Here is a 25,528-nt window from a genome sequence, read left to right as displayed (position 1 = left end):
CGGCTTTTTCAGAGAATGACCTTGCCGCGCATGGCCTTGTCTTTACCGCGCCGTGTCTTGCTATCGACGCGCTTTAATTTTGCGCTCCGGCTGGGCGCCGTTGGCCGCCGCTTCTTGGGAATCACGGTCACACTGAGCAATAATTCCTGCAAGCGCAGCAAGGCTTCGCTCTTGTTCTTTTCCTGGCTGCGCGATTGTTGCGCCTTGAGGATCAGCACGCCATCCTTGGTAATGCGCTGATCGTTCAACGCCAGCAGCTTTTCCTTGTAGAAATCCGACAGCGACGATGCGCGGATGTCAAACCGCAGATGTATCGCCGACGAGACTTTGTTGACATTCTGGCCGCCCGGGCCTTGGGCGCGGACGGCGCTTATCTCAATCTCGCTCAGCGCAATGGCGAGTGAATCGGTGATGTGCAGCAGCTTGTCATCGTTACGTGTAAACATGCGCGATATTATGGCACGCTGCACGCTTTCGTTTCACTTTGATGACGCACTGCGCAAATCTTCCAGCAGCGTGCCCGCCGCACTGGCCTCGGCTTCATGGCCAGGCTCGCGCCAGGTTTCCGCCAGCGCATCGGCCAGCCACTCGCGCATGGCCGGCAATTCGAGCAATCGCGTTACATAGGCTTGCGCTGCCGGGCTCAACTTGAGACCGTAGGTTTGCACCCGGAAAGCCACCGGCGCGAAAAATGCATCGACGGCGCTGAAGCTTGCACCGGCCAGGAAAGGTCCGCCAAAACGTGCCAGGCCTTCATTCCATAATTCGTCGAGCCGCGCAATTTCGCCCTGGAGCGCATCGGATAAGTGCTCAAGCCTTACCCGGATGCCGCAATTCATGGTGCAATGCTGCCGCAAGGCGCCAAAGCCCGAATGCATCTCGGCAGCGGCGCAACGCGCCCAGGCCCTGGCTTGCGGATCGTTCGGCCAGACGCCGCCATGGCGTTCGGCCAGATACTCGACAATCCCAAGCGAATCCCATAGCGAAGTAGCGCCGTGTATCAACGCCGGCACCTTGCCGGACGGCGAGAAACTGCGAAACGTATCCCAGTTGGAGCCTGCAGCACCGTCAGTAAAAGGCACGATGTGTTCGTTAAACGTCAACCCGAGTTGACGCATCAGGACCCACGGCCGCAAAGACCATGATGAATAATTTTTGTTGGCGATATACAGCTCGTACATGATGGAAGACGCTCCGTTTTGAGTTGCTACGTTGAGTTGCTACGATCAATCGCAGCAGCAGGCAATGAATTTGGTGCGTTGCTGCGAAAGAACTATTTTATATGCTTCCGGATCGGAATATATATACTATCCGTATCGTTAAGATATTTAGAGAAGCACCGAAAATCGAAGGCTATGCGTCACCATGCAAACCAGCCACAGCCAGATAGCAGCCCTGCAGAAGCGGCTGTCCAAAAAAAACGCTCTGCTGCGCTCTTTACTATTACTGCTGACGCTCGATAGCAGCGCCTGCTTCGCCGCCGACCGTTACCTGATTGATCCAGAGCACACTTTTTCGTATTTCGAGTACAACCATTGGGGTTTGTCGATGCAGCGCAGCCGCTTTGACACCACCGCCGGCTCGATTGAAATTGATCACGACGCACGTAGCGGCAGTATCGACATCGAAATCGATGCGGCGTCGGTCAGTACCGGCAGCAACGGTTTCAACCGGATTCTGCGCTCCGGCGATTTTTTCGACGCCGCCAACTACCCGAAGATCAGTTTCAAATCCTCCAGCCTGCATTTTGAAGAAAAGCAGCTGACGCAAGTCGACGGCGACCTGACTATCAAGGGCATCACGCATCCGGTAACGCTGGAAATCAGCAATTTCAATTGCCGTTTCATGCTCGCTTACGGCAAACAGGCCTGCGGCGCTAACGGCTCGGCCAAGATTTTACGCAGCGATTACAAACTTGCTAGCTACGTGCCCTTTATCAGCGATGCGGTGACACTGCATATCTGTGTTGAAGCCATCAAGGACTATGGATCGGCAACGCCGGACGGGACCAGGTAGAAGTTGACTCTGCTCCGCCGCAGCACTACCTATCGGATGTGAACGCCTGCCACATGGATGCGCCTATCGCCAAATCGGCAAATCGGCAAATCGGCAACAACAAAATAATTTGCATTAACTTTTTGATAAAATCAAATAAATCTCACTTTTTAAGAATTGTCTTAGCCATTAAGTATCGCGATCAAATTTGCCCGCTAGTTTACTCAATTGATATTAATCATTTAACATCAATCAAATGTAAACCTGACAGTGGCAAGAGAATGACAAAAACAGAAAAACCCAGCCGTCCGAGTCCCTTGCAACTCGACCTGGCGAATCGGCTGATCCAACAGATCACGACCGGTGAATTACCTGCCGGAACACATTTGACTGAAGAAGGCCTGGCAAGTCAGTTTGATGTCTCGCGTACCCCGGTCAAAGCGGCATTGCGCCTGGTGGCCGAACAAGAGTTGCTGGAATACCACGTGAACAGCGGCTATTTCGTCAGCGCCAATGCCACGCTGGGCAAAGCGGCGGAGATGGTGGTTGACGGCGTCAGCGGCGATACCCTGTATCTGCGGCTGATCGATGATCGCGCCAACAATCTGTTGCCCGACACGATGACGGAAACAGATTTCCTGGCGCGCTACGCGGTGCCGCGCAGTTTGTTACGGGGGACGCTGGTGCGCATGGCGGCAGACGGCCTGATAGAGAAACGCCGCGGCCAGGGCTGGAATTTTTCGCCGGCCATAGGCTCGCCCGAGCTGATGGCCGAGAGCTACAAGTTTCGCATCATGGTGGAGTGCGGCGGACTGTTGGAAAGCGGTTTCAAGATCGATGCCGTCCAGCTGCAGAATAGCCGTCTGGCGCATGAAAAATTGCTGCGCCAAGGCCAGGCTCCAGCCGAACATCCGAGCCTTGCGTTCTCCTCGCTGAATGCCGCTTTTCACGAAATGCTGGCGCGCTTCTCCAACAATCGCTTCGTGCTGCAGGCGGTGCAACAACAGAATCAACTTCGGCGCCCGAGCGAACATCTCGCGCTTCACCGAGATCCGCGCCGGATCGACTCATGCAAGGAGCATTTGCAAATCATCCAGGCGCTGGAAAGCGATAACAGGGAATGGGCGGCCGCGCTGATGCGTCATCACCTGAGCATCGCGCGATATTAATTGCGCATGCAGAACCCACATGACGATACATGACCATGCATTTATAACTCCAAAAATTCGAAGTCAAATTGCAGGACATGGCTGCTGGCATGTCGCTTGATTTGCGTTACTCATCCAGCACAATGTAATAAAAGGTTCTGGTCACGGCAAACACAAGCATGGAATAATGCGTGAGCAGCATTCTCCTGTTCCCAACATTTTCCTGGCTCCCTCCATGCCCGACACCGATCCAAGCCGCACACCCACAATCAACGATGTTGCGCGCGAAGCCAAGGTAGGGAAAACCAGCGTCTCCCGCTATCTGAACGGCGAATTTGACAGCCTCTCCGATGCACTCCGGCTGCGCATACAGCACGCCATTCGCAAACTAGGCTTTCGCCCCAACCAGATGGCGCGCGGACTCAAGCGCGGCCGCACACGCATGATTGGCATGGTAGTAGCCGACATCGGCAATCCGTATTCGGTTGAAGTCATGCGCGGCGTCGAGGCTGCCTGTCAAAAACAAGGCTTCATGCTGATGGTCTGCAATTCCGATAACCAGCTTGAATTGGAGAAGCGTTATCTGAATTTGCTGGTCAACTATCGCGTGGAAGGCTTGGTAGTCAATCCAATCGGCTTGCCTGAGGAAGATTTGGCGGCCATCGGCAACACTGGCCTGCCTATGGTCATTATCGATCGCCGCGCCGATCGTTTGCAATGCGATATGGTTGGACTTGACAATACCCAGGCTGCGACCCTGGCGGCCCAGCATCTGATTGCCCAGGGATTTCATGCAATTCACTTTCTTACCGAGCCGATTGGCCAGATCAGCAGTCGCAGCGAACGTGAACAGGCCATCCATCAAGTGGTGAAGAAAGCCGGAAAACAATACCTCGCAATCACTTCAGAAGTCGATATAGCGGATGCCGCTGCTTTGCAGTTAGCGTTGCAGGCAGCATTGCACAGTAAAAAGCGCAGCGCCATCCTTGCCGGCAATGGCCGCATGTTGCTGAATGCCGCGCTTGGCTTGCAAGGCTTGGGCGCGCACTGGCCGGACGATGTCGGCTTATTGGGCTTTGACGATCCTAATTGGGCGGCGTTGGCCGGCAGCGGTATCACCGGCATTCGTCAGCCGACCTTCGATATCGGCCATGCGGCGCTGGAGTTTCTGGTGCAACGCATCGATGGCGCAAACACCCCGCCGCGTTTTCTGGCTTTCCCCGGGGAATTGAAGATACGTGGCTCCACGGCAGCGCTAAAAAGTGTAACTTAGGCTTGACTGTCTATTTTTTATAGATTAACTTGGAACCGGTTCCATAGATTTTCGCCTTCATCGCCTTAATCTATCTGTCATTTAATGAATTGTCAGCAATTTTTTTAAATTGTTATGGAACCGGTTCCAACAATAAAAATATTAAAATAACTAGTCGTTCTCAGGAGACAGATTTGCCATCAACCATGGATATCTTCATCGTGGCCTCAGCCTACGGCGTCGATTTTGTACGAAAAAACGGCCATGCCGCGCTCATTCCGCTTGCGGCCGGCGCCAACGCCAATGGCCTGGAAATCCGCCGGGAGCTATTCCTGCAGGCAGATGATGATATCGCGCCGGAACTTGCCGCCTTAAAACCATTACTGGCTGCACATGGATTGCAAGCGGTGTATTCCGCACCGGAATCCTTGTTCCTGCAAGACGGCAATCTCAATCTGCCGGATTTGGCTGCACGTCTGGGTGAAGCAGAAACGCTAGGAGCGGCAACGCTTAAATTACAGATGCATCACTACTCCGGCAGCGTTGACGTACAACTTCTGCGACAAGCTCTGGCCGACTCGCCAGTCGCGTTGCTGCTTGAAAACGGCCAGCAAGATAGCGGCAGCCGGATCGCGGAGTTCGCCAGCTTTTTTACCGCATGCAAAGCCTATGCGCCCGCCATCCCCGTCGCCATGACTTTTGATATCGGCAATTGGAGCTGGGCCGGCGAGAACGCCATCGAAGCCGCTGCCGCGCTTGCTTCACACGTACGCTATATTCATTGCAAGGGAGTGCTAGGCGAAGGCATGCGCCGTTTTGCAGTGGCGCCCGACGACGGCAGGGTCGACTGGCGTGCCTGCCTGTCGACGTTACCCGGCCATGTGCCGAGAGCGATTGAATATCCGCTGCCTGCAGGCGCAAAGGCGCAGGCGGCGCACGTCGACCGCTTGCGTTCGGCCTGCGAGCCGACATTTGCAGCACCAGCAGGAGTAAATGCATGTCAATAACAGCGCCGCCCACAAGCGAACCGGGCGAAATGAAAAAACTGGATGTGGTGACTTATGGCGAGGCCATGACAATGTTTGTCGCTGCCGAAACAGGCGACCTAGCCAAAGCCAGGAATTTTGTCAAACGCGCTGCTGGTGCGGAACTCAACGTCGCTACCGGTCTGGCGCGCCTGGGGTTTCAAGTTGGCTGGATGAGCCGTGTCGGCAACGATTCTTTTGGCCGCTTCGTACTGGCGACGCTGGCGAGTGAAGGCATCGATAGCGACGCCGTGACAATTGACGAACGCTATCCCACCGCCTTCCAGCTGAAATCGCGCAACGACGATGGCAGCGACCCGGAAATCGAATACTTTCGCAAGGGCTCTGCGGCCAGCCACCTGTCCATCGCAGATTACCGGCCAGAATATTTCAAGGCTGCGCGCCACCTGCATCTGTCCGGTGTCGCGCCGGCGATTTCCGAATCGTCGCTGGAGCTGGCTTTCCATATCGCTGCCGAAATGCGCGCTGCCGGCAAAAGCATCACATTCGATCCCAACTTGCGGCCGACGCTGTGGCGCTCACGTGAGCTCATGGTGGACCGGCTCAACGCCCTGGCTGCATATGCCGACTGGGTACTGCCGGGCCTGGAGGAAGGCCGGATCCTGACCGGCTTGACGTCGCCGCGTGAGATTGCCGATTTTTACCTGGCGCGCGGCGCGCTTGGCGTCATCATCAAACTGGGTAGCGCAGGAGCCTATTTGCGCACCGCAGAACATGAAGCCACGGTTCCGGCGCCGCTGGTGACAAACGTGGTCGATACCGTCGGCGCCGGCGACGGTTTCGCGGTCGGCGTGATCAGCGCAATGCTGGACGGACATGAGCCCCGCTTGGCGGTCGAGCGCGGCAATCAAATCGGCGCAATGGCGATTCAGGTCATCGGCGATAGCGAAGGATTGCCGACCAGGGAGCAGTTAAACATACGTAGTTAAATCAGAAACGTCGCTAAAAACAATACGGGTATCAACCTGCAAATGCGAAAAAATCCAAGGAGACACAACATGGAAACAAAAAAATTAGCAATCCGGCGCTGGTGGTTCATCATGCCTATCGTTTTTATTACCTATAGCCTGGCCTATCTCGACCGCGCCAATTTCGGCTTTGCCAGCACGGCCGGCATCAATCATGACCTGGGCATTACCCAGGGCACATCGTCATTGATCGGCGCCCTGTTCTTTCTCGGCTATTTCTTCTTTCAGATTCCCGGCGCCATCTACGCCGAACGCCGCAGCGTCAAGAAATTGATTTTCTGGAGCCTTGTGCTATGGGGTGCTTGCGCCGCACTGACCGGTATGGTCAGCAATATCCCGATGCTGATGGTGATCCGTTTTTCACTCGGAGTGGTGGAAGCCGCGGTGATGCCGGCAATGCTGATCTACATCAGCAACTGGTTCACCAAGACCGAGCGTTCCCGCGCCAACACGTTTTTAATCTTAGGCAATCCCGTCACCGTGTTGTGGATGTCCGTGCTGTCGGGCTATCTGGTCAACAGTTTCGGCTGGCGTAACATGATGATTGCCGAAGGACTGCCGGCGATTGTGTGGGCGTGTATCTGGTGGTTTGTGGTCCAGGACAAACCGGCAGCATCGACCTGGCTGAAACCGCAGGAAAAGGCGGATCTCAAAGCCGTGCTCGATCTGGAGCAGGCCGGCATGAAGCCGATGCGCAATTATGCCGAAGCCTTCAAGTCGCCGGCCGTGGTGAAACTGTGCGCCCAGTATTTTTGCTGGAGCATCGGTGTGTACGGTTTTGTGCTGTGGTTACCTTCCATCTTGAAGAATGCCGGGCATATCAGCATGGTGGAAACCGGCTGGCTGTCGGCTTTGCCCTACCTCGTCGCCGTGATTGCCATGTTACTGACTTCATGGGCTTCCGACAAAATGCAAAACCGTAAATTATTCGTCTGGCCGGCACTGCTGATCGGCGCCCTGGCTTTCCTCGCGTCCTATTTACTCGGCAGCAGCAATTTTTGGCTGTCCTACACTCTGCTGGTGATTGCGGGCGCCGCAATGTATGCACCCTACGGCCCTTTCTTTGCCATCATTCCCGAGTTGCTGCCGAAGAATGTCGCCGGTGGCGCGATGGCCTTGATCAATAGCATGGGGGCGCTCGGTTCTTTCCTTGGCTCTTATGTGGTTGGCTATCTGAATGGCGCAACCGGCAGTCCGTTTGCATCCTATCTGTTCATGGCGGGCGGTTTATTGGCCGCCGTGGCACTGACGATTTCAGTCAAGCCGGAAGCTGCAGTTCCCAGCGTCGCCCTGGCGCGGCGATAAGTCGGCATCCATCCTGAAGGAATTCTTGTGCAAGAAAAAATAGTCCTCTATAAAAAGGTCGCCGACGATGTCCTGGCGATGCTGCAACAGGCGTACCGGGTTGTGCAATTTGACGGCGTCAATGCCGGCAATCGGGCCGCTTTCATGGCGCAACTGGAAGACGCCGTGGGTCTGATCGGCGCCAGCGTCAAAATCGATGCCACGATTCTTGACCTTGCCCCCAGGCTTAAGGCGATTTCCAGCATTTCCGTCGGTATCGATCAATTCGACCCGGCCGATCTCAGCAAGCGCGGGATTGCGCTGCTCAACACACCGGACGTGCTGACGGAAACCACGGCCGACACCGGTTTCGCGCTGATCCTGGCTACCGCGCGGCGGGTAGTGGAAATGGCGGATTACGTCCGGCAAGGCCGCTGGACGCACAGCATCGGCGACGACTGTTTTGGCAGCGACGTACAAGGAAAAACCTTGGGCATCGTCGGCATGGGAAGGATCGGCGGCGCCATGGCGCGACGCGCATCGTTAGGGTTCGGCATGCCGGTTTTGTACAGTAATCGCCACCCCAATCCGGCAGCTGAAAAGGCCTATGGCGCCCGCTTCTGCCCGCTCGCGACTTTATTGCAGAGTGCCGATTTCGTTTGCATCACGGCTCCCCTGACGCCGGAAACCCATGGCATGATAGGCGCGACCGAATTGGCGCAGATGCGTTCCAGCGCCATCCTGATCAACATTTCCCGCGGCAGCATCATCGATGAAACCGCGCTGATTTCAGCCTTGGAAAACGGCCGCCTGCGCGGCGCCGGACTGGATGTGTTCGAGCGCGAGCCGTTGTCGCCGGATTCGCGTTTGCTGCAGATGCCGAATGTTGTGGCCTTGCCTCATATCGGCTCCGCCACCCATGAGACCAGGCATGGGATGGCGGTCTGCGCAGCGCAAAATTTGCTGGATGCACTGAGTGGCAAGGCCACGCGCAATGTCGTCAATGCTGAAGTATTAACTCAAATGCGGCAATTTGGCATCCAAAGCAGCCAGCCGAGTCTCTAGCGCATGTATTTTCTGCAATAGATTGAGCGCCATGGCCACGCCGTGTATATCGAGCTCGAAATCGTCGCGCAAACGGCGCGCGGTCCTGGCGAGCACGATGGTTTGCGCCGGAAACACATGCTCCGGCGCGGCGCTGCGATCCGGCTCGATGGCGCCAATCGCCACCAGATCCGCCAGCTCGTCATGGCTGAGTCCGGAAAACTCCGCCAACTCATCCAGCGAACACAACGCAATGTCGTTTAACCAAACGGCTTCTACTAACAGAGCAGTCATTGTCGCCCTCCTAAATAAGATGCTGACGCGGATTGAATCTCGATTCAGCCGCCAGTTGCTCAAATAGCTCGCGTTCGCGCGCAGTTGCCGCCGGCGGCACTTCTATCCTTACCACCGCATATAAATTACCGTGCTCGCCTCCGGCGGACGGCAAACCGCGCTTGGCCAGACGGAACTGACGGTTGGCGGCGGTACCCGCAGGAACGCTCAGCTCAACCTTGCCGCCCAAAGTAGGCACCAGCACAGTAGCCCCCAACACGGCTTCCCATGGCGCCAAAGGCAGATCGATATACAGGTCTTTCCCGCTTACCCGATACAGCGGATGCGGAATCACCTTCATCACGACATACAAATCGCCATGTTTCCCGCCATCGTGCCCCTGCCCGCCTTTACCCGCCAGACGCAGTCTTTGGCCGTCTTCCGCACCTTTCGGCAGCTGCACCCGATAGGTGCGCGGCACCCGGTGCAAGGTGCCGTGTTCATCGTATTCGGGCATGCTCAGGCGGACATCGGTTTCGCCGCCTTCATAAATCTGCTCCAAGGTGATAGGCGCGTTGACTTCGTAGTCTTCACCTCTGGCCGGACGCATTCTGGCGCCTGCGCCGCCATGGCGCGAAGCCGCAAAGGCGGCCAGGATATCGGCCATGTCGACATCGCCGAACGTCGCACCGCCTGCGGCAAATCCTTGCTGCCAGGACTGCGGCGGCTCAACGTTTTCACCTTCACGATGGCTGCCCAGCTGATCGTAGGCAGCGCGCTTTTCGCGGTCTTTCAACGTCGCGTAAGCTTCCGCAATGTCTTTGAATTTCTCTTCTCCGGCCGGGTCTTTGGAGACATCCGGATGGTATTTATGCGCCAGTTTGCGATAGGCTTGCTTGATCTCGGCGGCACTGGCGCTGCGCTCGACGCCCAAGGCGCTGTAATAGTCTTTGAATTTCATTTCAGCTTTTCAAGAACTCGACAAAATTCCGGTTGAACTCCCTCAGTTGCTCGCGTACCTGCTCGTCAACCAACTCCCCGTTTTCATTAAATACCTTACCGGCGCGCGACACCATCAAGCGCCCGCCGAACCAGGGTTGCATGCCTAAGGTGCGTAACACCGGCAACCAGGCATTTTGCGACAGGATGGTGCCGAAGCCGCCCGGCGAAGCACCGATCACAGCAACCCGGCGACCGCCAAAGATGCGGGCGCTATCGGCCGGCGGCCGCGACAACCAGTCGAGCGCATTCTTGAACACACCCGGCATGGAATTATTATATTCCGGCGTCACCAGCAGCAAAGCGTCAGCGACCGCTATCTGCTCCTTCAGCAAGGTCACGGCCGCTGGAATCCCTTCGGCCTGCTCAAGGTCGCCGTCATACAAGGGAATCCCTTTGATCGTGCCGATCTCCAGTGCCGATCCCGGCGGCATCAGATCAGCCGCCGCGCGTAACAATGCGGCATTCAGCGAACCGCCGCGCAGGCTGCCAGCCACACCGACTATCTTAGTCATGCGCTTCTCCTTTGAATTGCTCAACTGCTGGGCTCAAATGCGTATGCACAATTGCGTATCTTAGCTGCATGAATCAAGCTTGGCCTGGCTCAAGGTAGTCACAATTTCGGTACCCCGCCTGACGGTTTTCGTGACCGGCGTCTTTTCGCAAATCTCAGCCAATCTGCTTATCTGTTCCGGGCTAAGTTGTGCGCCGAAAGCGACTGTGCGGTCTATCTTTTCCTGTCCCTGTTCATCGCGCGAAAAGCGCAAGCGCACGTCGATCAGGCCGAGATCCCATTGCTTGCGATCGGCATACATGCGTAAAGTCAGAGAGGTACAGGCGGCCAATCCGGCCAACAACAATTCGTACGGCGCGGGGCCGCTATCGGTACCGCCGTTGCTGAGCGGTTCGTCGGCACGCAACTGGTGCGACCTGGCTTGAATTTGCTGGGCAAAGCCGCTAGTGCTTTGTAAGTGTACAGACGCCATGCGCTCTCCATATCAAAGTTGAACTGCCAATCCACGAATGCCGGCTTGGCATGCGCGGATCTGACATAGAGACTATAGCTGTTTTAGAAGAGGAGGATATTGCTTATCTGCTGCCGGGCAAATGTCAGACAAAATGTCAGATCGATACAAGCCATGGCAACACTAGCAAACAAGCGCTGCATTGAGGCTCAAAGCGGTCCAATCTGCTGCCGCAGCGCAGCACACGCCGCGCTGAGTTGTACGTGATCGACCGGCAGTCCGGTGTTGAGGACAGCTTCCATGCGGAGCGCCGCATTGACCGTTGCCGACGCGCGAAAAATCATCGCCGCCCCTTTCAGACTATGCACCGTTTGTTGTATGGCGCCGTAATCGCGGCGCGCCAGCGCCTGCTCGATGCTGAGCAGATCTTGCCTTGCGCTGTCCAGGAACAGATCGTCAAGTCCAAGCTCGCATCCATTCAAGGGCAATAGCGAAACTGGTTGAGGCGGGCTAGGTTTGCTCGGCGTGTTTTTTTTCATTTCGTCCACTTCTAGTGTTTATCCCGCGATGTCGCCTTGACCGTCTGCAAACAGTGCAGAACGATGCAAGCACCCTTCTGTTCATCTTTTATAGTCAGACAAAGAGAGATAGCCTAGATTTGGAGATTAATTGCCGCAATAGCAAACTTATATATTTTACAATGCTTAACAATGAGTCACAACAAATCACCGGTTTCATCACGAGAAACCGGCGAATTTACAACAAATACTTTCCTTAATGCAATAAAAATGCAACTTTAATCAATCCACCCTGCTCAACGAACCGCCAGTCGCCATAAGGAAGTCAGTTCAGCGGCGCGCGCCGCATGTAGCGGATCGGTCTGGTCGGAGACTTTCGGATGCTGCGGCCGGATATCGGCTTTCCCCAATACTTGCAAGCCCGCCGTATCAATCGCCGCCAGTAGCTCGGCGCGCGAACGCAAGCCCAGATGCTCAGCCAGATCGGACAAGATCAGCCAACCCTCGCCGCCAGGCTCCAGATGCTGCGTCAGGCCGCTCAGGAAACCGCGCAACATGCGGCTCTCAGGATCGTAGACCGCATGCTCGATGGGTGAGCTGGGCCGCGCTGGAATCCAGGGTGGATTACAGATCACCAGCGGCGCCCGGCCTTCGGGAAACAGGTCGGCCTGCAGCAGGGTTACCTGGTCGTCTACATGCAGTCGCCGTAGATTCTCCCGGGCGCAAGTCAGCGCGCGCGGGTCCATATCGGTGGCCACGATGCGCTGCACGCCGCGCTTTGCCAATAATGCCGCCAGCACGCCAGTGCCGGTGCCGATGTCGAAGGCCAGTTTGGTCGATGGCAACGGCGCTGCCGCCACCAATTCGATGTATTCGCCGCGCACCGGCGAATACACGCCGTAGTGAGGATGAATGCGCTCGCCTAGCGCGGCAATCTCAACGCCCTTCTTGCGCCATTCATGCGCACCGATCAGGCCCAGCAGTTCGCGCAGCGACGCCACGAACGGCTCGGTCGGCGCGCCATAGGCTTCGTTGCAAGCCAGATGCACATCGGGTGCGCGCCGCAGGGGGATGCTGTAGTCGGCGTTAAACGGCAGCAACAGCATGCCCAGAGTGCGGGCGCGTTGCGATTGCGCCTGACGGTGCAGATTGAAGGCATCGGTCGGCGAAGTTGGCTGCTTGCGCGGCTTGCCGCGCTTTTCCGCCTTCGGTTCAGCGCGGCGTGCCAGCGCCTGCAGCAACTGGCGGGCATTCTGGAAATCCCCGCGCCATAGCATGCCGGTGCCTTCGCAGGCCAGGCGATAAGCCGTATCGGCAGTCATCCGATCATCGGCAATCACCACCCGCTTGGGCGCGGGGTTGCCGTTTTCCGAGCGCCACCGCGCCGAGCACGGCTGATCTTCCTCGATCCAGTGGATCATCGGCGGTTCGCCCACTGGCATAGTCATAGGGCGCCCGCAGGACATTCAGTCGAAGGCAAGCCGACAATGGGAAAATTCAAACTCATGGATGGGTCTCGATCAGTGTGGGTAGGTAGGAAGCGGATCATGACGCATTAGCAATGCATCATCTACGCTGCCCGTTTGCCATCGCAGCAAACGGGCAGCTTCGATAGATCCGAAGTATACCTCTTGACCACGGTAGTGAGCCGTTTCTTTGTTTCTTTCCAGCAGGCCATCTCAGAGACATGCAGCGCTAAAACGTTTCCCAATCATCCGCGTTAGACGCCGCCAGTTTGGTCACAGGCGCTTTCCGCGCTCCCTGCGCCCCGCTGGCGGCCGCTGCCTTGCCGACCTTGGGTGCCTTGTGCGCATCCACAGATCTCAGAACCGGGGGCGCAGCGCGCTTTACAGGTGACGAGGTTGACGCAGGCAACTGTTTGACGCTGAACGATGGCTCCGTGCGCTTGGCCACTGCCGGCGCGTTGTTGCTACTACCGCCACTCCCATTGCCATTATGCCGGAGCCCCGCCACCTGGAACACCGATACCGCATCCTGCAAGCGTTGCGCCTGTCCGTCCAGCGAGGTGGCGGCAGCCGCCACCTGTTCCACCAGGGCGGCATTCTGTTGCGTTACCTTATCCATTTGCATAACGGCTTGATTGACCTGCTCGATGCCGCTGCTTTGTTCTTCCGAGGCGACTGTAACCTCCGCCATGATGTCGGTCACGCGCTTGACCGCCTGCACGATTTCATCCATGGTCTGGCCGGCTCGCGCCACCAGCTCTGAGCCGCCATCGACCTTGTTGACCGAGTCCCCTATCAATTCCTTGATTTCCTTGGCGGCCTGGGCGCTGCGCTGCGCCAGATTGCGCACTTCAGCTGCCACCACCGCAAAACCACGGCCTTGTTCGCCTGCCCGGGCCGCCTCCACTGCCGCATTCAGCGCCAGGATATTCGTCTGGAACGCGATGCCGTCGATGACGCCGATAATGTCGGCGATGCGTTTGGAGCTATCGGTAATGCCCTGCATGGTGTGCACTACCTGCCCGACCACCGCGCCGCCCTTGGCCGCGATGCTCGAAGCGCTCTGCGCCAGCTGGCCGGCCTGCCTGGCGTTATCGGCGTTTTGCCGCACCGTGGCAGTCAACTGCTCCATGCTGGCTGCGGTTTGCTGCAGCGAGGCCGCCTGCTGCTCGGTGCGCGCTGACAAATCGCTGTTGCCGGCGGAAATCTCCTTGATCGAATCGCCGATATTGTGCGTACCTTCGCGAATTTCGGTGATGGCTGCCGCCAGTTGCTGCTGCATCTGCCGCATTGCGTGCAGCAAGCTGGTTTTATCCCCGGCGTCGACCAGCACGGTTAAATCCAGCTCGCCGCCGGCGATTCTGGCGGCGATGGCCGCTGCGTAGCCGGGCTCTCCTCCCAGGCTGCGCGTCACACTGCGGATGATCAGCAACATGGTCGCAGATACGGTCACGCCGATGATGATCATGATCACCAGCAGTTTGAGCAGATTGTCATAAAACGCCGCTTGCACATCGTTCACAAACACGCCCGATACCAGATACCAGTCCCAAGGCGCAAAATAGTTCACCTGGCTGATTTTTTCGGCGCGGGTGTCGGCGGTCCCGGGCAAGCGCCCCATGTAATGCACTATGCCTTGCTGTTGCTGCTTGCCCAGCTTGACCATCTCCACATAATACAATTTGCCGTCGGTATCCTTGCGGTCGCCGACGTTCTTGTTGACGATATCCTTGCTGGTCGGGTGCATCAATACCACCGGCTGCGAATCGAAGACGAACACGTAGTTGTCTTTCCCATAGCGCATGCTGCCGAGGCGCTGCAAAGCCTGGCTTTGCGCATCCGCCAGGCTGAGCTTGTTGGCGGCGACGTCATCGGCATAGCCTTTAACAATGCCAGCCGCCGTCTCCACCACATTCTTCAGTCCGGCCTCGCGCTCGCTCATCATCGTGTCGCGGGTGTTCAAAGCGGACCAGCCGGCCAGCAACAGCAAGCCCAGCCACATGACCGCCAGCACCAGCCACAATTTTGCTTTCAGACTCAGATTTTTCATACCTGCACACCTTCCTGTAAAAATTAAGCTAGGCCGCCGCGCGTCGGGCTGTTGGCCTGGCGGACAATTGCGCAGGCCGCGGCGTGATATCCATGGCGTGCCTGGCCGGCTCGCCATGGCCAGCTTGGCTGACATGAGCACTATCGGTTTTGAACACGCCCACCATCTGCGCCAGGTTGACGGCCTGCTCTTGCAGCGATGCTGCGGCTGCAGCAGCTTGCTCCACCAGGGCGGCATTTTGCTGGGTCACCTCATCCATTTGGGTGATCGCGTGATTGACCTGCTCGATGCCCGTGCTTTGCTCCTGGCTGGCGGTGGCGATCTCACCGATGATGTCGGTCACGCGTTTGACGCTCGTCACCACTTCCCCCATGGTTACGCCGGCTTGCTCGACCAGCTTGCTGCCGCTGCCGACCTGGCTGACTGAGTCGTCGATCAGCACCTTGATTTCCTTGGCTGCAGCGGCCGAACGTTGCGCCAGATTGCGCACCTCGGAGGCCACCACGGCAAAGCCGCGGCCCTGCTCGCCGGCGCGCGCCGCTTCCACCGCGGCGTTCAAGGCGAGAATATTGGTTTGGAAAGCGATACCGTCGATCACGCCGATGATATCGACGATTTTCTTCGACGAATTGCGGATATTGCCCATCGTGTCGACCACCTGCGACACCACCGCGCTGCTGTCGCTTGCCACTTGTGAAGCGGTGACCGCCAACTGATTGGCTTGCCGCGCGTTGTCGGCGTTTTGCTTGACGGTCGAGGTCAGTTGTTCCATGGCCGAAGCGGTTTCTTCCAGCGATCCGGCCTGTTGTTCTGTGCGGCTGGACAAATCCAGGTTGCCGCTGGCGATCTGGCCGGAGGCGGTGGCAATCGTGTCAGCAGAACTTTTGATATTGGAAATCGTATGCAGCAGCGATGTGCGCATGCATTTCATCGCGTACACCAGGCTGCGCGTATCGCCCGGGCGGGTTGCTATATCCTGGCTGAGGTCGCCGTCGGCAATGCGGTTGGCGATGTCGGCTGCACCGCCAGGATCGCCGCCGATCGCATTCAGCATGCTGCGGTTGGAATAGACGATCAGTGCACTCAGCGCCAGCGCCACTACCAGCAATATGGCGCCGCCCTGATACAGGGATTGCATGAAAGCCTGGTTCAGATCGTCCACATAAATACCTGTAGTGGCGATCCAGTCCCATGGCTGGTAGCCGAGCGCGAACGACATCTTCGGCACCGCCTCGGCAGCGCCGACGCGCGGCCAGACATACTCGATGAAACCGCCGCCAGGCTGGCTTCCTGCCTTGGAAATCAAGGCAAATACCGGATTACCCTCAGGGTCCTTGAAATCGCTCATCTTGCGCCCGTCCAGCTCCGGCTTGATCGGATGCATGACCATTACTTCATTCGAAGTAATAATCGAAAAATAGCCATCCTTGCCGAAGCGCAAGGCCTTCAGCCGCGCCAGCGCCTGCTGTTGCGCCTCGCTCTTGCTGAGCGCCCCGCTGGCGGCCATGGCGCCGTATTCCTTGATCATGCTCATGGCGGTATCAGAGACATTCCTCAAATCGCTTTTACGTTCCTCCAGCCGGATCTGCCGCGCTTGATAGGCGTTAAAGACGGAGATCGAAAATAGTGCGACCAGGCTGATCAGCAACGGCAGCCAGAGTTTTTGCGTAAAAGACAATTTATTCATGAATGGATCCCCGTTTTGCCTAAGCAATTATTAGTAGCGTGCCGCAGTCAGGCGTCGCACGGAAAGCAATCGTCCGCCAAGCCTTCCTTTGCATTAACGGCAGTGTTGTTGCTTAGCTGAAGGGGGAGAACAAAAATTTTTCGCAATCGCGCTGCATGCGTGAATCAAGCTGAGTCGATGGCGGAATGGATAGCGGCGGCTTTGGTGGTGGTGGTGCAACACGTGGACGCGCAATTTGCCTCCGGACAGACTGCTCAGGCATGCATGTGCGGTTCTTTTGCTGCGCTGTAGTTGCATCCATCTTCCGTATGGGCGCAAGGATTTACCTCAAACTGCAGCGTGGTGTGATACACCGCGAATTGCGACGCCAAGATCTCTTTCAGCGCCGGCAGCAACTGTTCCGTCGAATAAGCCGGGTCGTACACCACATGCGCGGTCAGGCTGGCCTTGCCGCTGGTGAGCGCCCATAGATGGAAGTCATGCACACCCAGGACTCCCGGCACTGTGCGCAGCGCGGCTTGTACCATTTCAATATCCATGCCTTCGGGTACGCCTTCCAGCAGGATATTGACGCTCTCCTTCAGCAAGATCCAGGTGCGCGGCAACACCCAAAATCCGATCAATACAGCGATCACCGAATCGACCCACGCCCAGCCGGTATAGCGTATCACCAAGGCACCGATGATCACGCCGACCGAACCCATCATATCGCTCCAGACTTCCAGATACGCACCCTTGACGTTCAGGCTGGCAGCCTTGCCGCCGCTGAGCAGGCGCATGCTGATCAGGTTCACGACCAGGCCAAAGACGGCAATGACCAGCATCCCAGTCGACTGGACTTCAGCGGGGTTGCGGAAGCGCTGGTAAGCCTCGTACAAGATATACATCGCCACCATGAACAGCAATACCGCGTTGAACGCGGCGGCCAGGATTTCGAAACGATGATAGCCGAAAGTGCGCTTGGCGTCAGGCGCTTTCCTGGCAATGCGGATCGCCGCCAGGGCGATTGCCAGGGCCATGGTGTCGGTCAGCATGTGCGCCGCATCCGAGATCAGCGCCAGACTGCCGGTGATCAGGCCGCCGATAACTTCGACTATCAGGAAGAGCGTGGTAAGTCCCAACGCGATCCAGATATATTTCTCGTTCTGGCTGCGGGGTAAGGCGTGCGTATGGCCTGCGCTCATGTTTGTCCTTGGAGTGTGGCATGCAGATAATGTACCGCTTTATTGCGATCCTATGCTCCCATTAAAAACCTTATAGCTACTACAAGGTCAAGCAAATACATAAAAATTTCCGCAAGAATGAAAGCGGACTACACTATCGTTTGCTTTCCCCCAATAACCGGCACAAAGGAAAACAAATGACTACCCTGTTAAAAAACATAAGGCCATCGTTGTTCGCTTCTGTTGCACTGGCATTGCTGCTTGGAGCATGCTCGACGATGTCGATGAATGCGGGCCACACCAGCAAGGTGACCCTGGACGGCGGGCATGAAGTACCGCCTACCGGCTCGGCGGCAACCGGCAGCGGCAGTATCGTGATTGCAGCCGACAAATCGGTTAGCGGCAGCGTCACCACGATTGGCGTACAAGGAAAAATGGCGCATATCCATGAAGCCGCAATGGGCAAGAACGGCCCGGTACTGGTGCCTTTGACCAAGACTGACGACAACACATGGTCGGTGCCGCCCGGCGCCAAGTTCACCGACGCCCAGTACGCCAGCTACATGGCCGGCAACCTGTATATCAATGTCCATAGCGAGGCCAATCCCGGCGGCGAAATTCGCGGTCAGCTGCTGCCCTGAGCTGCACTCGCGAAGCCGCCATGGCTGGCTTGCGACCTATTGCAAGCCAGCCATGGCGGCCGGTTGATGATATTGCCTTTTGAGTAAACCTATGCATCCTGCGATCCGGATTTTTGGCGCATTCTTCCTGGCCATCGCGCTTGCCAGCGGCGTTCTGTATGCTGTCGACCATTCACTCAATGGCGCTGGCAGCCGGAATCCTGAAAGTCCGGCAAAAACCGCCAACGCTGCGCCGTTCGCGGCAAATCCCGTATCGCCTGCGCCCGCCGCGGCGCCTATGGCGGCGCACGAGCCGCCACCACCAGCGCCATCGACAGGCGCGAACCGACCATTGCTGGAGAACGTCGGCGTCATTGCCAAATGCACCATCGACGGCAAGATCGTCTATACCGACAAGGGCTGTCCTCAAGGCAGCAAAGCCAAACCTGTGCAGATTACCAATAACGCCATCATCCCCGGGGTCGACCAGGCGACGATCGAACGTACGCTACGCCAAGCGCCGCCACAGCTAGCCCAGGCTGCGCCGGCGGCCGCCGTGATCGAACCGCCCATCGCCACCATCACCACCGAGGCCGGCGTCGATTGCCTGGCACTTGGACGACGCCTTGAATGGCTTAACACCATGGGCCGCCGCCGGCAGCCGCCGCATATCCGCGACAGCATGCGACGCGAACGCGATGAGCTGCAAACCAGACTGTTCTGGGCGCATTGCTAGTGGGGCGGCAACGCCTGCAGCGACAGACACGCCAATTGAATGCGATTCCGTGTCGGTTTCGGTGCAGATCCTTGATATTCAAGGTGCATCTGATGCATCATTCCAGCCCATGACGCTAAGCGAAACCCGAACCGGGAAATATCGATGTTGCATGGTGATGGCGGGCGGTGGTTTTCGCTTTGGCTATTATCTAGGCATGTACGCAGCAGCAGTCGACACCAATAACCAACCGGACCTGCTGCTGGCCAGTTGCGGCGGCTCCATCGCCGCCGCCGTGATCCAGGCATTGCCGGACGATGCGCAGCGCAAGGCATGGATCAGCTCGCCAGCGATGTATCAATTTCTCTGCGGCTTGCAATCGACACCTAAAGCCGCCATCGGCCGTTCCTTTATCCATGCGGTCAAACGCCGCCTCACGCTAAAGCGCGCCGCCAGGATTCCCGATCTGTTCAGCGACTATTTTTTCGACATCCCGGCAGAATTGCCCTTGCCGCCGCTCCAGCCGCAATCGGCAGATCCGGTTGCGGTCGCCATCATCGGCGGAAAAATATTGTTTTCGAAAGAGGAGACCGGACAACGCCGGGCGGGCCGCAAATTATTTGCCGAGACCGTATTTTGCAATCCGCGCACTGCGGCGCTGCTCGACGGCATGCGCTCTCCCATGAGCGATACGATGTGGGGCGACAATGCGATCGCGCCGCAATTGCTGACCGAGGTTCATATGCCTATCGGCGATGCCGTGCGGATTTCCATTTCCGACATGTTTTATTTTCGCTGCCATTCGCATCAGGCCAAGCATTACACCGGCGGCGTGGTCGACCTGTTCCCCATCGAGCTGGCGAATAAATTAGCGCAACGCGTGGTGATGGAGCTGAAAGCGCCGTTCAGCCAGGCGCTTGCCATCCCTGCCTGGCGTGCGGTGCTGGGCGTCGACGGCAACCAGCGATTACGGCATGTCCATCGCCAGCATGCCGACGTCTGGATCGATACCTCGGATGTGGAAAGCGTATTCCGCAAACGCGGCATGCAGCAGAAACTGTCATGGCCTAAGAACCGTTTGCGCCTGCTCATGCCGGCGCGCTATGAAACCTATGTGGAACATGTCGAAGCGCAGTGGCAATACGGCTATCAGCGCGGACTGGAAGCCTTTGGCAAGCCTCACGCCAATTACAAACAGCATATGCGTCATGCGACCAGGCACAACAAACCTTGACCATGTCAGGGCTAGGGCGTGTTGACCTAATTCTCCATCCAGCCCTGGAGCGCCACGCGGCGCGGCAAACCGTCCAGATCGCCGCGCACCAGAAGCCGTGAGCGCATTTCGATATAGGCCGGCATGCCAGGCTGCGCGAGCAAGGGCTGAATCTGGCCTAGCGCGGCGATCAATTGCGGCGTCAGCTGGTCCAGCACCGGCCGCACGTCTCGCCCCAGATCCGGAGCATCGCTAAAATTGCCGGCGCCCTGCCGGCGCCATTGCGCATGCAAACCTAGCTGCAGGGCTTTGCTGGCGTCGAACTGGGCCTGGAAGAAGCGCCGTACAAACCCCGCATCCAAGCTCTTGGCCTGGGCGGCGACGGCGTCCAGTATCAGCTGCTCGCGCGGCGGATCGTTGATGGCGCCGCCGGAATTCCATTTCGCTTTGGCCACCATGGGCGCGACTGCCAGACGTTGATCTATCAGCACCAGCAGATGGTCGATCCGGGCGGCGTCGGCAGCAGCGACGCTCGGAGCGCCCGGGCCACTCTGCGCACCTGGTCCTGGCGGCATGCTTTGGCAAGCCGCCAGGGCAAACAACAGGAACCAGCAGGCAAGGAATTTGCCCAAGGATCGGGATGTGGAAAGTTCTTTGGAAAATTTCATGGCTACTTTCTATGACAACGCGAAACATAACATTCATTCGTTCATCCACAACCCGTTTCGATAAACTAAACGTACACTATCCACTTTGCATTTTATAAAAATTTACATGCTGTCAACACTAAAACTCATCGCTGCCGATCCGAACTCCGACAATATCGACCATCTGGCGGCCCTGATAAAGACCTTGCGCCCTGGCAAACCGGAGCAAGGCGAACAGGCGGCCGAGAACGTACGAGTGTTGGTGCAATTGCTGCATGGCGAACCGGCCCAGGCCAGCGCCCTGCGCCATTACGTGCTGCATCTGTTTTCGACGCGCCGCCAGATCAGTTTGTATACCGATACCGGCATCTTGCCGAATGCCGGCTTTTTCACCGAACTTTTTCAGCGCCTGTCGTTTCGCATCCTGCCGCCGGCGCTGGATGAAAATTACTTGCGCGATTGCCTTGATCGCCTGCTGCCGATCGAAACCGACTACCTGTGGATCAATGCAGTGCCGGCAGCGGAATGGCTGAGCTTGTTCGACTTGCTAAGCCAGGCGGCGCCCTATGCCGATGCTGAGAACAACGCCGCCAGCGACGCCGCCGAACGCCATAAAACCGTGGGCGAATTGCTGGAAGCGATCCAGACTCTGTCCTATCGCATCAGCGCCATGGGACTGGAGCCGGGATTGCTCAGGCTGTATCCCAGCATTGACGAATTCGAATCGCCGTTCCTGATGCAAAACGTCGAGCTGCACCTGTACCTGAACAGCTATCGCCGCCATCTGGCAGCGAGCGAATCGGCGACCGATCCAAGCCGGTTGCCGCCGCTGGAAGATGCCCGCCATCTGGCAGTGATGCTGGATCAATGCGAGACCATCGTCCTCAAAATCCGTAAAAACGCCTTGCGCATGGGGAGCAGCGTTTCCCTGACCTATCTGCTGGTCAGGCTGGAGCAAAGCATCACGCGCCTGCGCAAGCTGCTGAGTCTGGTCGATGTCGCTGAAACCAAGGCCGAAGCTGCCGAAGATACGCAGGATCAAAACCCGGCAGACGCCGCTCAACTCGCCAAACGCAACCTGGCATTGGCGCTAGGCCGGGAACTGATCGAAGGGCATAACCGCAAATATGCGGTGCGCGAACTATTCGCCGACAATATCAATCTGCTGGCGCGCAATGTCACCGAAAACGCCAGCCGTACCGGCGAACACTATATTGCTGAAGACCGTCAGGAATATGGCGCGATGTTCCGCTCCGCTTCCGGCGCCGGGCTGGTCATCGGCTTCATGTCGCTGCTGAAGATACTGGCATCTTACCTGCGCGCCGCGCCGCTGGTGGAGGCGTTTTTATTCAGCATGAATTATTCGCTCGGCTTCATGCTGATCCATGTGCTGCATTTCACGGTCGCTACCAAGCAGCCGGCGATGACTGCATCGCGCATCGCTTCCGGCCTGCAAAGCCGCGACGGCCGCAATATCGATCTCGACAGTCTGGTGGAACTGATCGTCAAAGTGATACGCACGCAATTTATCGCGGTGGCGGGCAATTTGCTGCTGGCTTTTCCGGCAGCCTACCTGATCGCCCTCGCCTATCACGCCCTGCTCGGTCATCATCTGGTAGCGCCCGACAAGGCGGCGCACCTGCTGCACGATATCGATCCGTTCGCCAGCCTGGCGCTGTTCCATGCGGCGATCGCCGGCGTCTGCCTGTTCCTGGCCGGCCTGATCTCCGGCTACTATGATAACAAGGCGCTCTACACCCACTTCGGGCAACGCGTGACCCGCGCGCGCTGGTTAGGCAAGCTGCTGGGCCAGCAACGGCTGAGCCGGTTCGGCGAATACCTTGAACGCAACCTGGGCGGCCTGATGGGTAATTTCTACTTCGGCATACTGCTCGGCACGATAGGCACCATAGGTTTCATGCTCGGCTTGCCTATCGACATCCGCCACATTACGTTTTCGGCCACCAACTTTGCCACCGCCATGGTCGGCCTGGACCATCAGATGGGTTGGCGTACGGCGGCGGTCTCCGTCATCGGCGTGCTGGGGATAGGCACGGTCAACCTCTGGGTCAGCTTTTCGCTGGCCTTGTTCGTGGCCATGCGTGCGCGCCAGATCCGCTTCCGTCATGGAGTGACATTGGCCAGAGCGGTCTTCACACGTTTCAGAAGCGGCCCCAAGGATTTCTTCATCCCGCCCAAGAGGGTCGCTCCGCTGGAACAGGACAAGCCTGCCGCTTAGGTGTTAAAAACAACGCACTTAAAAACGACGTACTGCAGGCAAAATACCAAAATGAACGTTCAGCTAGGTGATTTTTTTCTACGATGCGCCGTGGCGCTGCTGTGCATCCTGACAGCAGCCTGTTCGACTTTGCCCGACGTCAGCAATTTGAGCGCGTCAGTGTTGCAGGTTGGCGCAACCGGCAATCGCCAGGAAAATGCCGCGTCCAGGCTCGGCAACCTGGCGGCAATGGAAGCAGCGGCTACCGGCAGCCCGCTAGTCAAAGGCAACCAGGTGACCTTGCTGTTCGACGGGCCGGAGACCTTGACAGCAATGATTGCGGCCATCAAGCAAGCCAAAAGCACGATTAATTTTGAAACCTATATTTTCGACCAGGACCAGCTCGGCCTGCAGTTTGCGGATCTGCTGATGGAAAAGCAACGTAGCGGAGTACAGGTCAACATCATCTACGACAGTGTCGGAAGCATCGGCACTTCCACCGAATTTTTCGATCGCATGCGCGCGGCCGGCATCAGGCTGGTCGAATTCAATCCGGTCAATCCGCTTAAACGCTTTGGCCGCTGGCAGCTGAATCGTCGCGATCATCGCAAAATCCTGGTAGTGGACGGCAGGATCGGCTTCACCGGCGGCGTCAACATCAGCGCCGCATATGCCAATAGCTCGCTGTTTCGCGCCGGCCGCCGCGCCAGTGCAAACGCCATAGGCTGGCGCGACACCCATGTCCAGATAGAAGGCCCTGCCGTCGCCTCCCTGCAATTGCTGTTCATGCAAACCTGGGGCACGCAATACGCGGAGGATATGCCAGACCTGAATTATTTCCCGAAACTGGCTGAAGCCGGCAACGAGACCGTACATGTGCTGAGCAGCCAGCCTGACAGCGATTACAGTCTGTATAAAGCCTATATCCTGGCGATCCAGCAAGCCCGCAAAAGCATCCACATCACCACGCCCTACTTCGCCCCCGACCGCCAGCTGGTGGGCGCATTGGTCGCCGCCGCCAAGCGCGGCGTGGATGTCACGCTCATCATGCCCGGAGTGTCCGATGTCGGCCTGATGTACCATGCCGGCCAATCGTTTTATACGCAACTGCTGAGCGCCGGCGTCCGCATTTATCAGCTGCAGATAGCGGTGCTGCACGCCAAAACCGCGGTCATCGACGGCAGCTGGTCTACCGTCGGCTCCGCCAACATGGACATCCGCAGTTTTCTCCACAACTATGAGGCCAACGTGATTGTCATCGACGAGCAGTTCGGCCGCCAAATGGAAAAAGCCTTCCTCGAAGACATCCGCGGCTCCGAGCAAATCACGCTGGCACAATGGCGGCAACGGCCGTTTTCGGATCACATCAAGGAATGGGCTGCGCGCTCGCTCGGTTATTGGTTATGATCAGCGCAGCGCGTGGCTTTGCGCCCAGGCCAGCATCACGTCCATAAAGCGCTGCAAAGTCGGCCGCACCCGCGCCGCCCGCTGCTCGTCGAACGCAAACGGCAGCTGTTCTTCCATATAAGTAATTTGCGCCTGCTCCAGCTGCACCGCGTGGATATTCTGTTCCGGCTTGCCGTAGTGGCGCGTGATATGGCCGCCCTTGAAACGGCCATTCACCGCATGGCTGTAGCCCGCCCCGGCCGCCTGAACGGCCACCACCTGCAACTGTTGCGTCAGTTCCGGCGCGCATGAGCTGCCGCCCCCGGTGCCCAGATTCAAGTCAGGCAAGCGGCCTTCGAAGAAGCGCGGCACCACCGATGCGATGGAGTGCGCATCCCACAGCATCGCCACGCCATGCTCGGCGCGCAGGCGCTGCAATTCCTGCTCCAGCTGCTGGTGATAAGGCCGCCAGTATGCGCTAACCCGGCGCTGGATTTCGGCCTCATCAGGATTTTTACCGGCTTGATACAGGGCTTCCTTGTGAAAGGTATCCAGCGGACACAGTCCGGTCGTATCCTGCCCCGGGTAGAGATTCACATTGTCTTCGGGGCGATTCAAATCGATCACATAGCGCGAGTGGGTCGCCACCAGAACCGAAGCGCCTAGCTGTTCCAGGAAGTTGTATAACTGCGGCATGTGCCAGTCGGTATCGGCAATATCGAGCGCTGCAGCGCTCATGCTGGCGCGGATATCCGGCGGAATATACTCCCCCGCATGCGGCATCGACACCAGCAACGGCAATCTGCCGCGATGAAACAGAAATTTTTCCACAGGGAAACTCATCATTTATCCTTTCAATCTACCTGATTCG

The 25,528-nt window shown here is 57.6% G+C and carries 25 protein-coding genes; 12 read left to right on the top strand and 13 right to left on the bottom strand.

All coding sequences use genetic code 11. The features are described 5' to 3' along the window. Positions 1 to 8 precede the first annotated feature (8 nt). Together arfB and BLV81_RS20730 are read right to left on the bottom strand one after the other, a co-directional pair. The gene (arfB, locus tag BLV81_RS20735; RefSeq protein WP_218134298.1) at positions 9 to 446 is read right to left on the bottom strand and encodes an alternative ribosome rescue aminoacyl-tRNA hydrolase ArfB; all 438 of its coding nucleotides are present in this window, start codon (positions 444 to 446) and stop codon (positions 9 to 11) included. A gap of 33 nt (positions 447 to 479) precedes the next feature. Further along, on the bottom strand, positions 480 to 1,181 hold the full coding sequence (locus tag BLV81_RS20730) for a glutathione S-transferase family protein (RefSeq protein WP_092359796.1): 702 nt from the start codon (positions 1,179 to 1,181) through the stop codon (positions 480 to 482). Between the two features lie 184 nt (positions 1,182 to 1,365). Here BLV81_RS20730 and BLV81_RS20725 point away from each other — a divergent pair, with 184 nt between their 5' ends. The 7 genes from BLV81_RS20725 to BLV81_RS20695 all read left to right on the top strand — a co-directional run bounded on the left by BLV81_RS20725 (position 1,366) and on the right by BLV81_RS20695 (position 8,758). Continuing rightward, entirely contained in the window at positions 1,366 to 2,016 is a 651-nt protein-coding gene (locus tag BLV81_RS20725; protein ID WP_092359794.1) for a YceI family protein, read from the top strand. Positions 2,017 to 2,276: 260 nt separating this feature from the next. Further along, positions 2,277 to 3,164, top strand: a complete 888-nt coding sequence (locus tag BLV81_RS20720) for a GntR family transcriptional regulator (RefSeq protein WP_092359792.1) — start codon at positions 2,277 to 2,279, stop codon at positions 3,162 to 3,164. Between the two features lie 166 nt (positions 3,165 to 3,330). Next, positions 3,331 to 4,416, top strand: coding sequence for a LacI family DNA-binding transcriptional regulator (locus BLV81_RS20715; protein ID WP_255365395.1), 1,086 nt, complete (start codon positions 3,331 to 3,333; stop codon positions 4,414 to 4,416). A gap of 173 nt (positions 4,417 to 4,589) precedes the next feature. Beyond that, positions 4,590 to 5,402 (top strand): sugar phosphate isomerase/epimerase, encoded by an 813-nt coding sequence (locus BLV81_RS20710; RefSeq protein WP_143036400.1) that lies wholly within the window; start codon positions 4,590 to 4,592, stop codon positions 5,400 to 5,402. Next, complete coding sequence (locus tag BLV81_RS20705; protein ID WP_369823912.1) at positions 5,393 to 6,370, top strand: sugar kinase; 978 nt, start codon at positions 5,393 to 5,395, stop codon at positions 6,368 to 6,370. The genes BLV81_RS20710 and BLV81_RS20705 overlap by 10 nt, the downstream gene beginning before the upstream one ends. Before the next feature lie 69 nt (positions 6,371 to 6,439). Continuing rightward, entirely contained in the window at positions 6,440 to 7,714 is a 1,275-nt protein-coding gene (locus tag BLV81_RS20700; protein ID WP_092359784.1) for an MFS transporter, read from the top strand. A 27-nt stretch (positions 7,715 to 7,741) separates the two neighbouring features. Then, positions 7,742 to 8,758 (top strand): 2-hydroxyacid dehydrogenase, encoded by a 1,017-nt coding sequence (locus BLV81_RS20695; RefSeq protein WP_092359782.1) that lies wholly within the window; start codon positions 7,742 to 7,744, stop codon positions 8,756 to 8,758. Here BLV81_RS20695 and BLV81_RS20690 read toward each other — a convergent pair. The 9 genes from BLV81_RS20690 to BLV81_RS20650 all read right to left on the bottom strand — a co-directional run bounded on the left by BLV81_RS20690 (position 8,708) and on the right by BLV81_RS20650 (position 17,879). Beyond that, complete coding sequence (locus tag BLV81_RS20690) at positions 8,708 to 9,031, bottom strand: chaperone modulator CbpM (RefSeq protein ID WP_092359780.1); 324 nt, start codon at positions 9,029 to 9,031, stop codon at positions 8,708 to 8,710. The two genes, BLV81_RS20695 and BLV81_RS20690, sit on opposite strands and share 51 nt — an antisense overlap. A gap of 10 nt (positions 9,032 to 9,041) precedes the next feature. Continuing rightward, the gene (locus BLV81_RS20685) at positions 9,042 to 9,971 is read right to left on the bottom strand and encodes a DnaJ C-terminal domain-containing protein (RefSeq protein ID WP_092359778.1); all 930 of its coding nucleotides are present in this window, start codon (positions 9,969 to 9,971) and stop codon (positions 9,042 to 9,044) included. 1 nt (position 9,972) lies between these two features. Continuing rightward, positions 9,973 to 10,524, bottom strand: a complete 552-nt coding sequence (locus tag BLV81_RS20680) for an NADPH-dependent FMN reductase (RefSeq protein WP_092359776.1) — start codon at positions 10,522 to 10,524, stop codon at positions 9,973 to 9,975. 60 nt (positions 10,525 to 10,584) lie between these two features. Then, a complete protein-coding gene (locus BLV81_RS20675) occupies positions 10,585 to 10,995 on the bottom strand; it encodes an OsmC family protein (RefSeq protein WP_092359774.1) in 411 nt (136 codons plus the stop codon). A 188-nt stretch (positions 10,996 to 11,183) separates the two neighbouring features. After that, entirely contained in the window at positions 11,184 to 11,513 is a 330-nt protein-coding gene (locus tag BLV81_RS20670) for an Hpt domain-containing protein (RefSeq protein ID WP_092359773.1), read from the bottom strand. A 275-nt stretch (positions 11,514 to 11,788) separates the two neighbouring features. After that, positions 11,789 to 12,934 (bottom strand): 50S ribosomal protein L11 methyltransferase, encoded by a 1,146-nt coding sequence (locus BLV81_RS20665; RefSeq protein WP_092359838.1) that lies wholly within the window; start codon positions 12,932 to 12,934, stop codon positions 11,789 to 11,791. Positions 12,935 to 13,187: 253 nt separating this feature from the next. After that, positions 13,188 to 15,008: a methyl-accepting chemotaxis protein gene (locus BLV81_RS20660; RefSeq protein ID WP_092359771.1), complete on the bottom strand. Its 1,821-nt coding sequence runs from the start codon at positions 15,006 to 15,008 to the stop codon at positions 13,188 to 13,190. A 28-nt stretch (positions 15,009 to 15,036) separates the two neighbouring features. Continuing rightward, complete coding sequence (locus BLV81_RS20655) at positions 15,037 to 16,695, bottom strand: methyl-accepting chemotaxis protein (protein WP_092359769.1); 1,659 nt, start codon at positions 16,693 to 16,695, stop codon at positions 15,037 to 15,039. A gap of 254 nt (positions 16,696 to 16,949) precedes the next feature. Further along, entirely contained in the window at positions 16,950 to 17,879 is a 930-nt protein-coding gene (locus BLV81_RS20650) for a cation diffusion facilitator family transporter (RefSeq protein ID WP_092359767.1), read from the bottom strand. A 176-nt stretch (positions 17,880 to 18,055) separates the two neighbouring features. On the opposite strand from BLV81_RS20650, the gene BLV81_RS20645 reads away from it, so the two are divergent. The 3 genes from BLV81_RS20645 (at position 18,056) to BLV81_RS20635 (ending at position 20,427) form a co-directional block, all read left to right on the top strand. Beyond that, entirely contained in the window at positions 18,056 to 18,499 is a 444-nt protein-coding gene (locus BLV81_RS20645) for a CHRD domain-containing protein (RefSeq protein WP_092359766.1), read from the top strand. A 91-nt stretch (positions 18,500 to 18,590) separates the two neighbouring features. Continuing rightward, a complete protein-coding gene (locus BLV81_RS20640; RefSeq protein ID WP_092359763.1) occupies positions 18,591 to 19,214 on the top strand; it encodes a hypothetical protein in 624 nt (207 codons plus the stop codon). Between the two features lie 109 nt (positions 19,215 to 19,323). Beyond that, complete coding sequence (locus BLV81_RS20635) at positions 19,324 to 20,427, top strand: patatin-like phospholipase family protein (RefSeq protein ID WP_176992917.1); 1,104 nt, start codon at positions 19,324 to 19,326, stop codon at positions 20,425 to 20,427. A gap of 26 nt (positions 20,428 to 20,453) precedes the next feature. Here BLV81_RS20635 and aroQ read toward each other — a convergent pair whose 3' ends face one another. After that, positions 20,454 to 21,074 (bottom strand): gamma subclass chorismate mutase AroQ, encoded by a 621-nt coding sequence (gene aroQ, locus BLV81_RS20630; RefSeq protein WP_092359759.1) that lies wholly within the window; start codon positions 21,072 to 21,074, stop codon positions 20,454 to 20,456. A gap of 106 nt (positions 21,075 to 21,180) precedes the next feature. Here aroQ and BLV81_RS20625 point away from each other — a divergent pair, with 106 nt between their 5' ends. Beyond that, positions 21,181 to 23,292, top strand: coding sequence for a site-specific recombinase (locus BLV81_RS20625; protein ID WP_092359757.1), 2,112 nt, complete (start codon positions 21,181 to 21,183; stop codon positions 23,290 to 23,292). Between the two features lie 51 nt (positions 23,293 to 23,343). Next, positions 23,344 to 24,678, top strand: a complete 1,335-nt coding sequence (gene cls, locus BLV81_RS20620) for a cardiolipin synthase (protein ID WP_092359755.1) — start codon at positions 23,344 to 23,346, stop codon at positions 24,676 to 24,678. Here the strand turns inward: cls and hutG are convergent, their stop codons facing one another. Then, positions 24,679 to 25,500, bottom strand: a complete 822-nt coding sequence (hutG, locus tag BLV81_RS20615; RefSeq protein WP_092359753.1) for an N-formylglutamate deformylase — start codon at positions 25,498 to 25,500, stop codon at positions 24,679 to 24,681. Positions 25,501 to 25,528 lie beyond the last annotated feature (28 nt).

Source organism: Collimonas sp. OK242 (assembly GCF_900107095.1).
GTDB lineage: Bacteria > Pseudomonadota > Gammaproteobacteria > Burkholderiales > Burkholderiaceae_D > Collimonas.
The sequence above is the reverse complement of the archived record's forward strand: the minus strand, read 5'-3'. Positions and strand labels throughout refer to the sequence as shown.

Coding starts and splice junctions, on each gene's coding strand:
- arfB (WP_218134298.1), bottom strand. CDS start 446: ATGTTTACACGTAACGATGACAAGCTGCTGCACATCACCGATTCACTC.
- BLV81_RS20730 (WP_092359796.1), bottom strand. CDS start 1,181: ATGTACGAGCTGTATATCGCCAACAAAAATTATTCATCATGGTCTTTG.
- BLV81_RS20725 (WP_092359794.1), top strand. CDS start 1,366: ATGCAAACCAGCCACAGCCAGATAGCAGCCCTGCAGAAGCGGCTGTCC.
- BLV81_RS20720 (WP_092359792.1), top strand. CDS start 2,277: ATGACAAAAACAGAAAAACCCAGCCGTCCGAGTCCCTTGCAACTCGAC.
- BLV81_RS20715 (WP_255365395.1), top strand. CDS start 3,331: ATGCGTGAGCAGCATTCTCCTGTTCCCAACATTTTCCTGGCTCCCTCC.
- BLV81_RS20705 (WP_369823912.1), top strand. CDS start 5,393: ATGTCAATAACAGCGCCGCCCACAAGCGAACCGGGCGAAATGAAAAAA.
- BLV81_RS20700 (WP_092359784.1), top strand. CDS start 6,440: ATGGAAACAAAAAAATTAGCAATCCGGCGCTGGTGGTTCATCATGCCT.
- BLV81_RS20690 (WP_092359780.1), bottom strand. CDS start 9,031: ATGACTGCTCTGTTAGTAGAAGCCGTTTGGTTAAACGACATTGCGTTG.
- BLV81_RS20685 (WP_092359778.1), bottom strand. CDS start 9,971: ATGAAATTCAAAGACTATTACAGCGCCTTGGGCGTCGAGCGCAGCGCC.
- BLV81_RS20680 (WP_092359776.1), bottom strand. CDS start 10,524: ATGACTAAGATAGTCGGTGTGGCTGGCAGCCTGCGCGGCGGTTCGCTG.
- BLV81_RS20675 (WP_092359774.1), bottom strand. CDS start 10,995: ATGGCGTCTGTACACTTACAAAGCACTAGCGGCTTTGCCCAGCAAATT.
- BLV81_RS20670 (WP_092359773.1), bottom strand. CDS start 11,513: ATGAAAAAAAACACGCCGAGCAAACCTAGCCCGCCTCAACCAGTTTCG.
- BLV81_RS20665 (WP_092359838.1), bottom strand. CDS start 12,934: ATGCCAGTGGGCGAACCGCCGATGATCCACTGGATCGAGGAAGATCAG.
- BLV81_RS20660 (WP_092359771.1), bottom strand. CDS start 15,008: ATGAAAAATCTGAGTCTGAAAGCAAAATTGTGGCTGGTGCTGGCGGTC.
- BLV81_RS20655 (WP_092359769.1), bottom strand. CDS start 16,695: ATGAATAAATTGTCTTTTACGCAAAAACTCTGGCTGCCGTTGCTGATC.
- BLV81_RS20650 (WP_092359767.1), bottom strand. CDS start 17,879: ATGAGCGCAGGCCATACGCACGCCTTACCCCGCAGCCAGAACGAGAAA.
- BLV81_RS20645 (WP_092359766.1), top strand. CDS start 18,056: ATGACTACCCTGTTAAAAAACATAAGGCCATCGTTGTTCGCTTCTGTT.
- BLV81_RS20640 (WP_092359763.1), top strand. CDS start 18,591: ATGCATCCTGCGATCCGGATTTTTGGCGCATTCTTCCTGGCCATCGCG.
- BLV81_RS20635 (WP_176992917.1), top strand. CDS start 19,324: ATGACGCTAAGCGAAACCCGAACCGGGAAATATCGATGTTGCATGGTG.
- aroQ (WP_092359759.1), bottom strand. CDS start 21,074: ATGAAATTTTCCAAAGAACTTTCCACATCCCGATCCTTGGGCAAATTC.
- BLV81_RS20625 (WP_092359757.1), top strand. CDS start 21,181: ATGCTGTCAACACTAAAACTCATCGCTGCCGATCCGAACTCCGACAAT.
- cls (WP_092359755.1), top strand. CDS start 23,344: ATGAACGTTCAGCTAGGTGATTTTTTTCTACGATGCGCCGTGGCGCTG.
- hutG (WP_092359753.1), bottom strand. CDS start 25,500: ATGAGTTTCCCTGTGGAAAAATTTCTGTTTCATCGCGGCAGATTGCCG.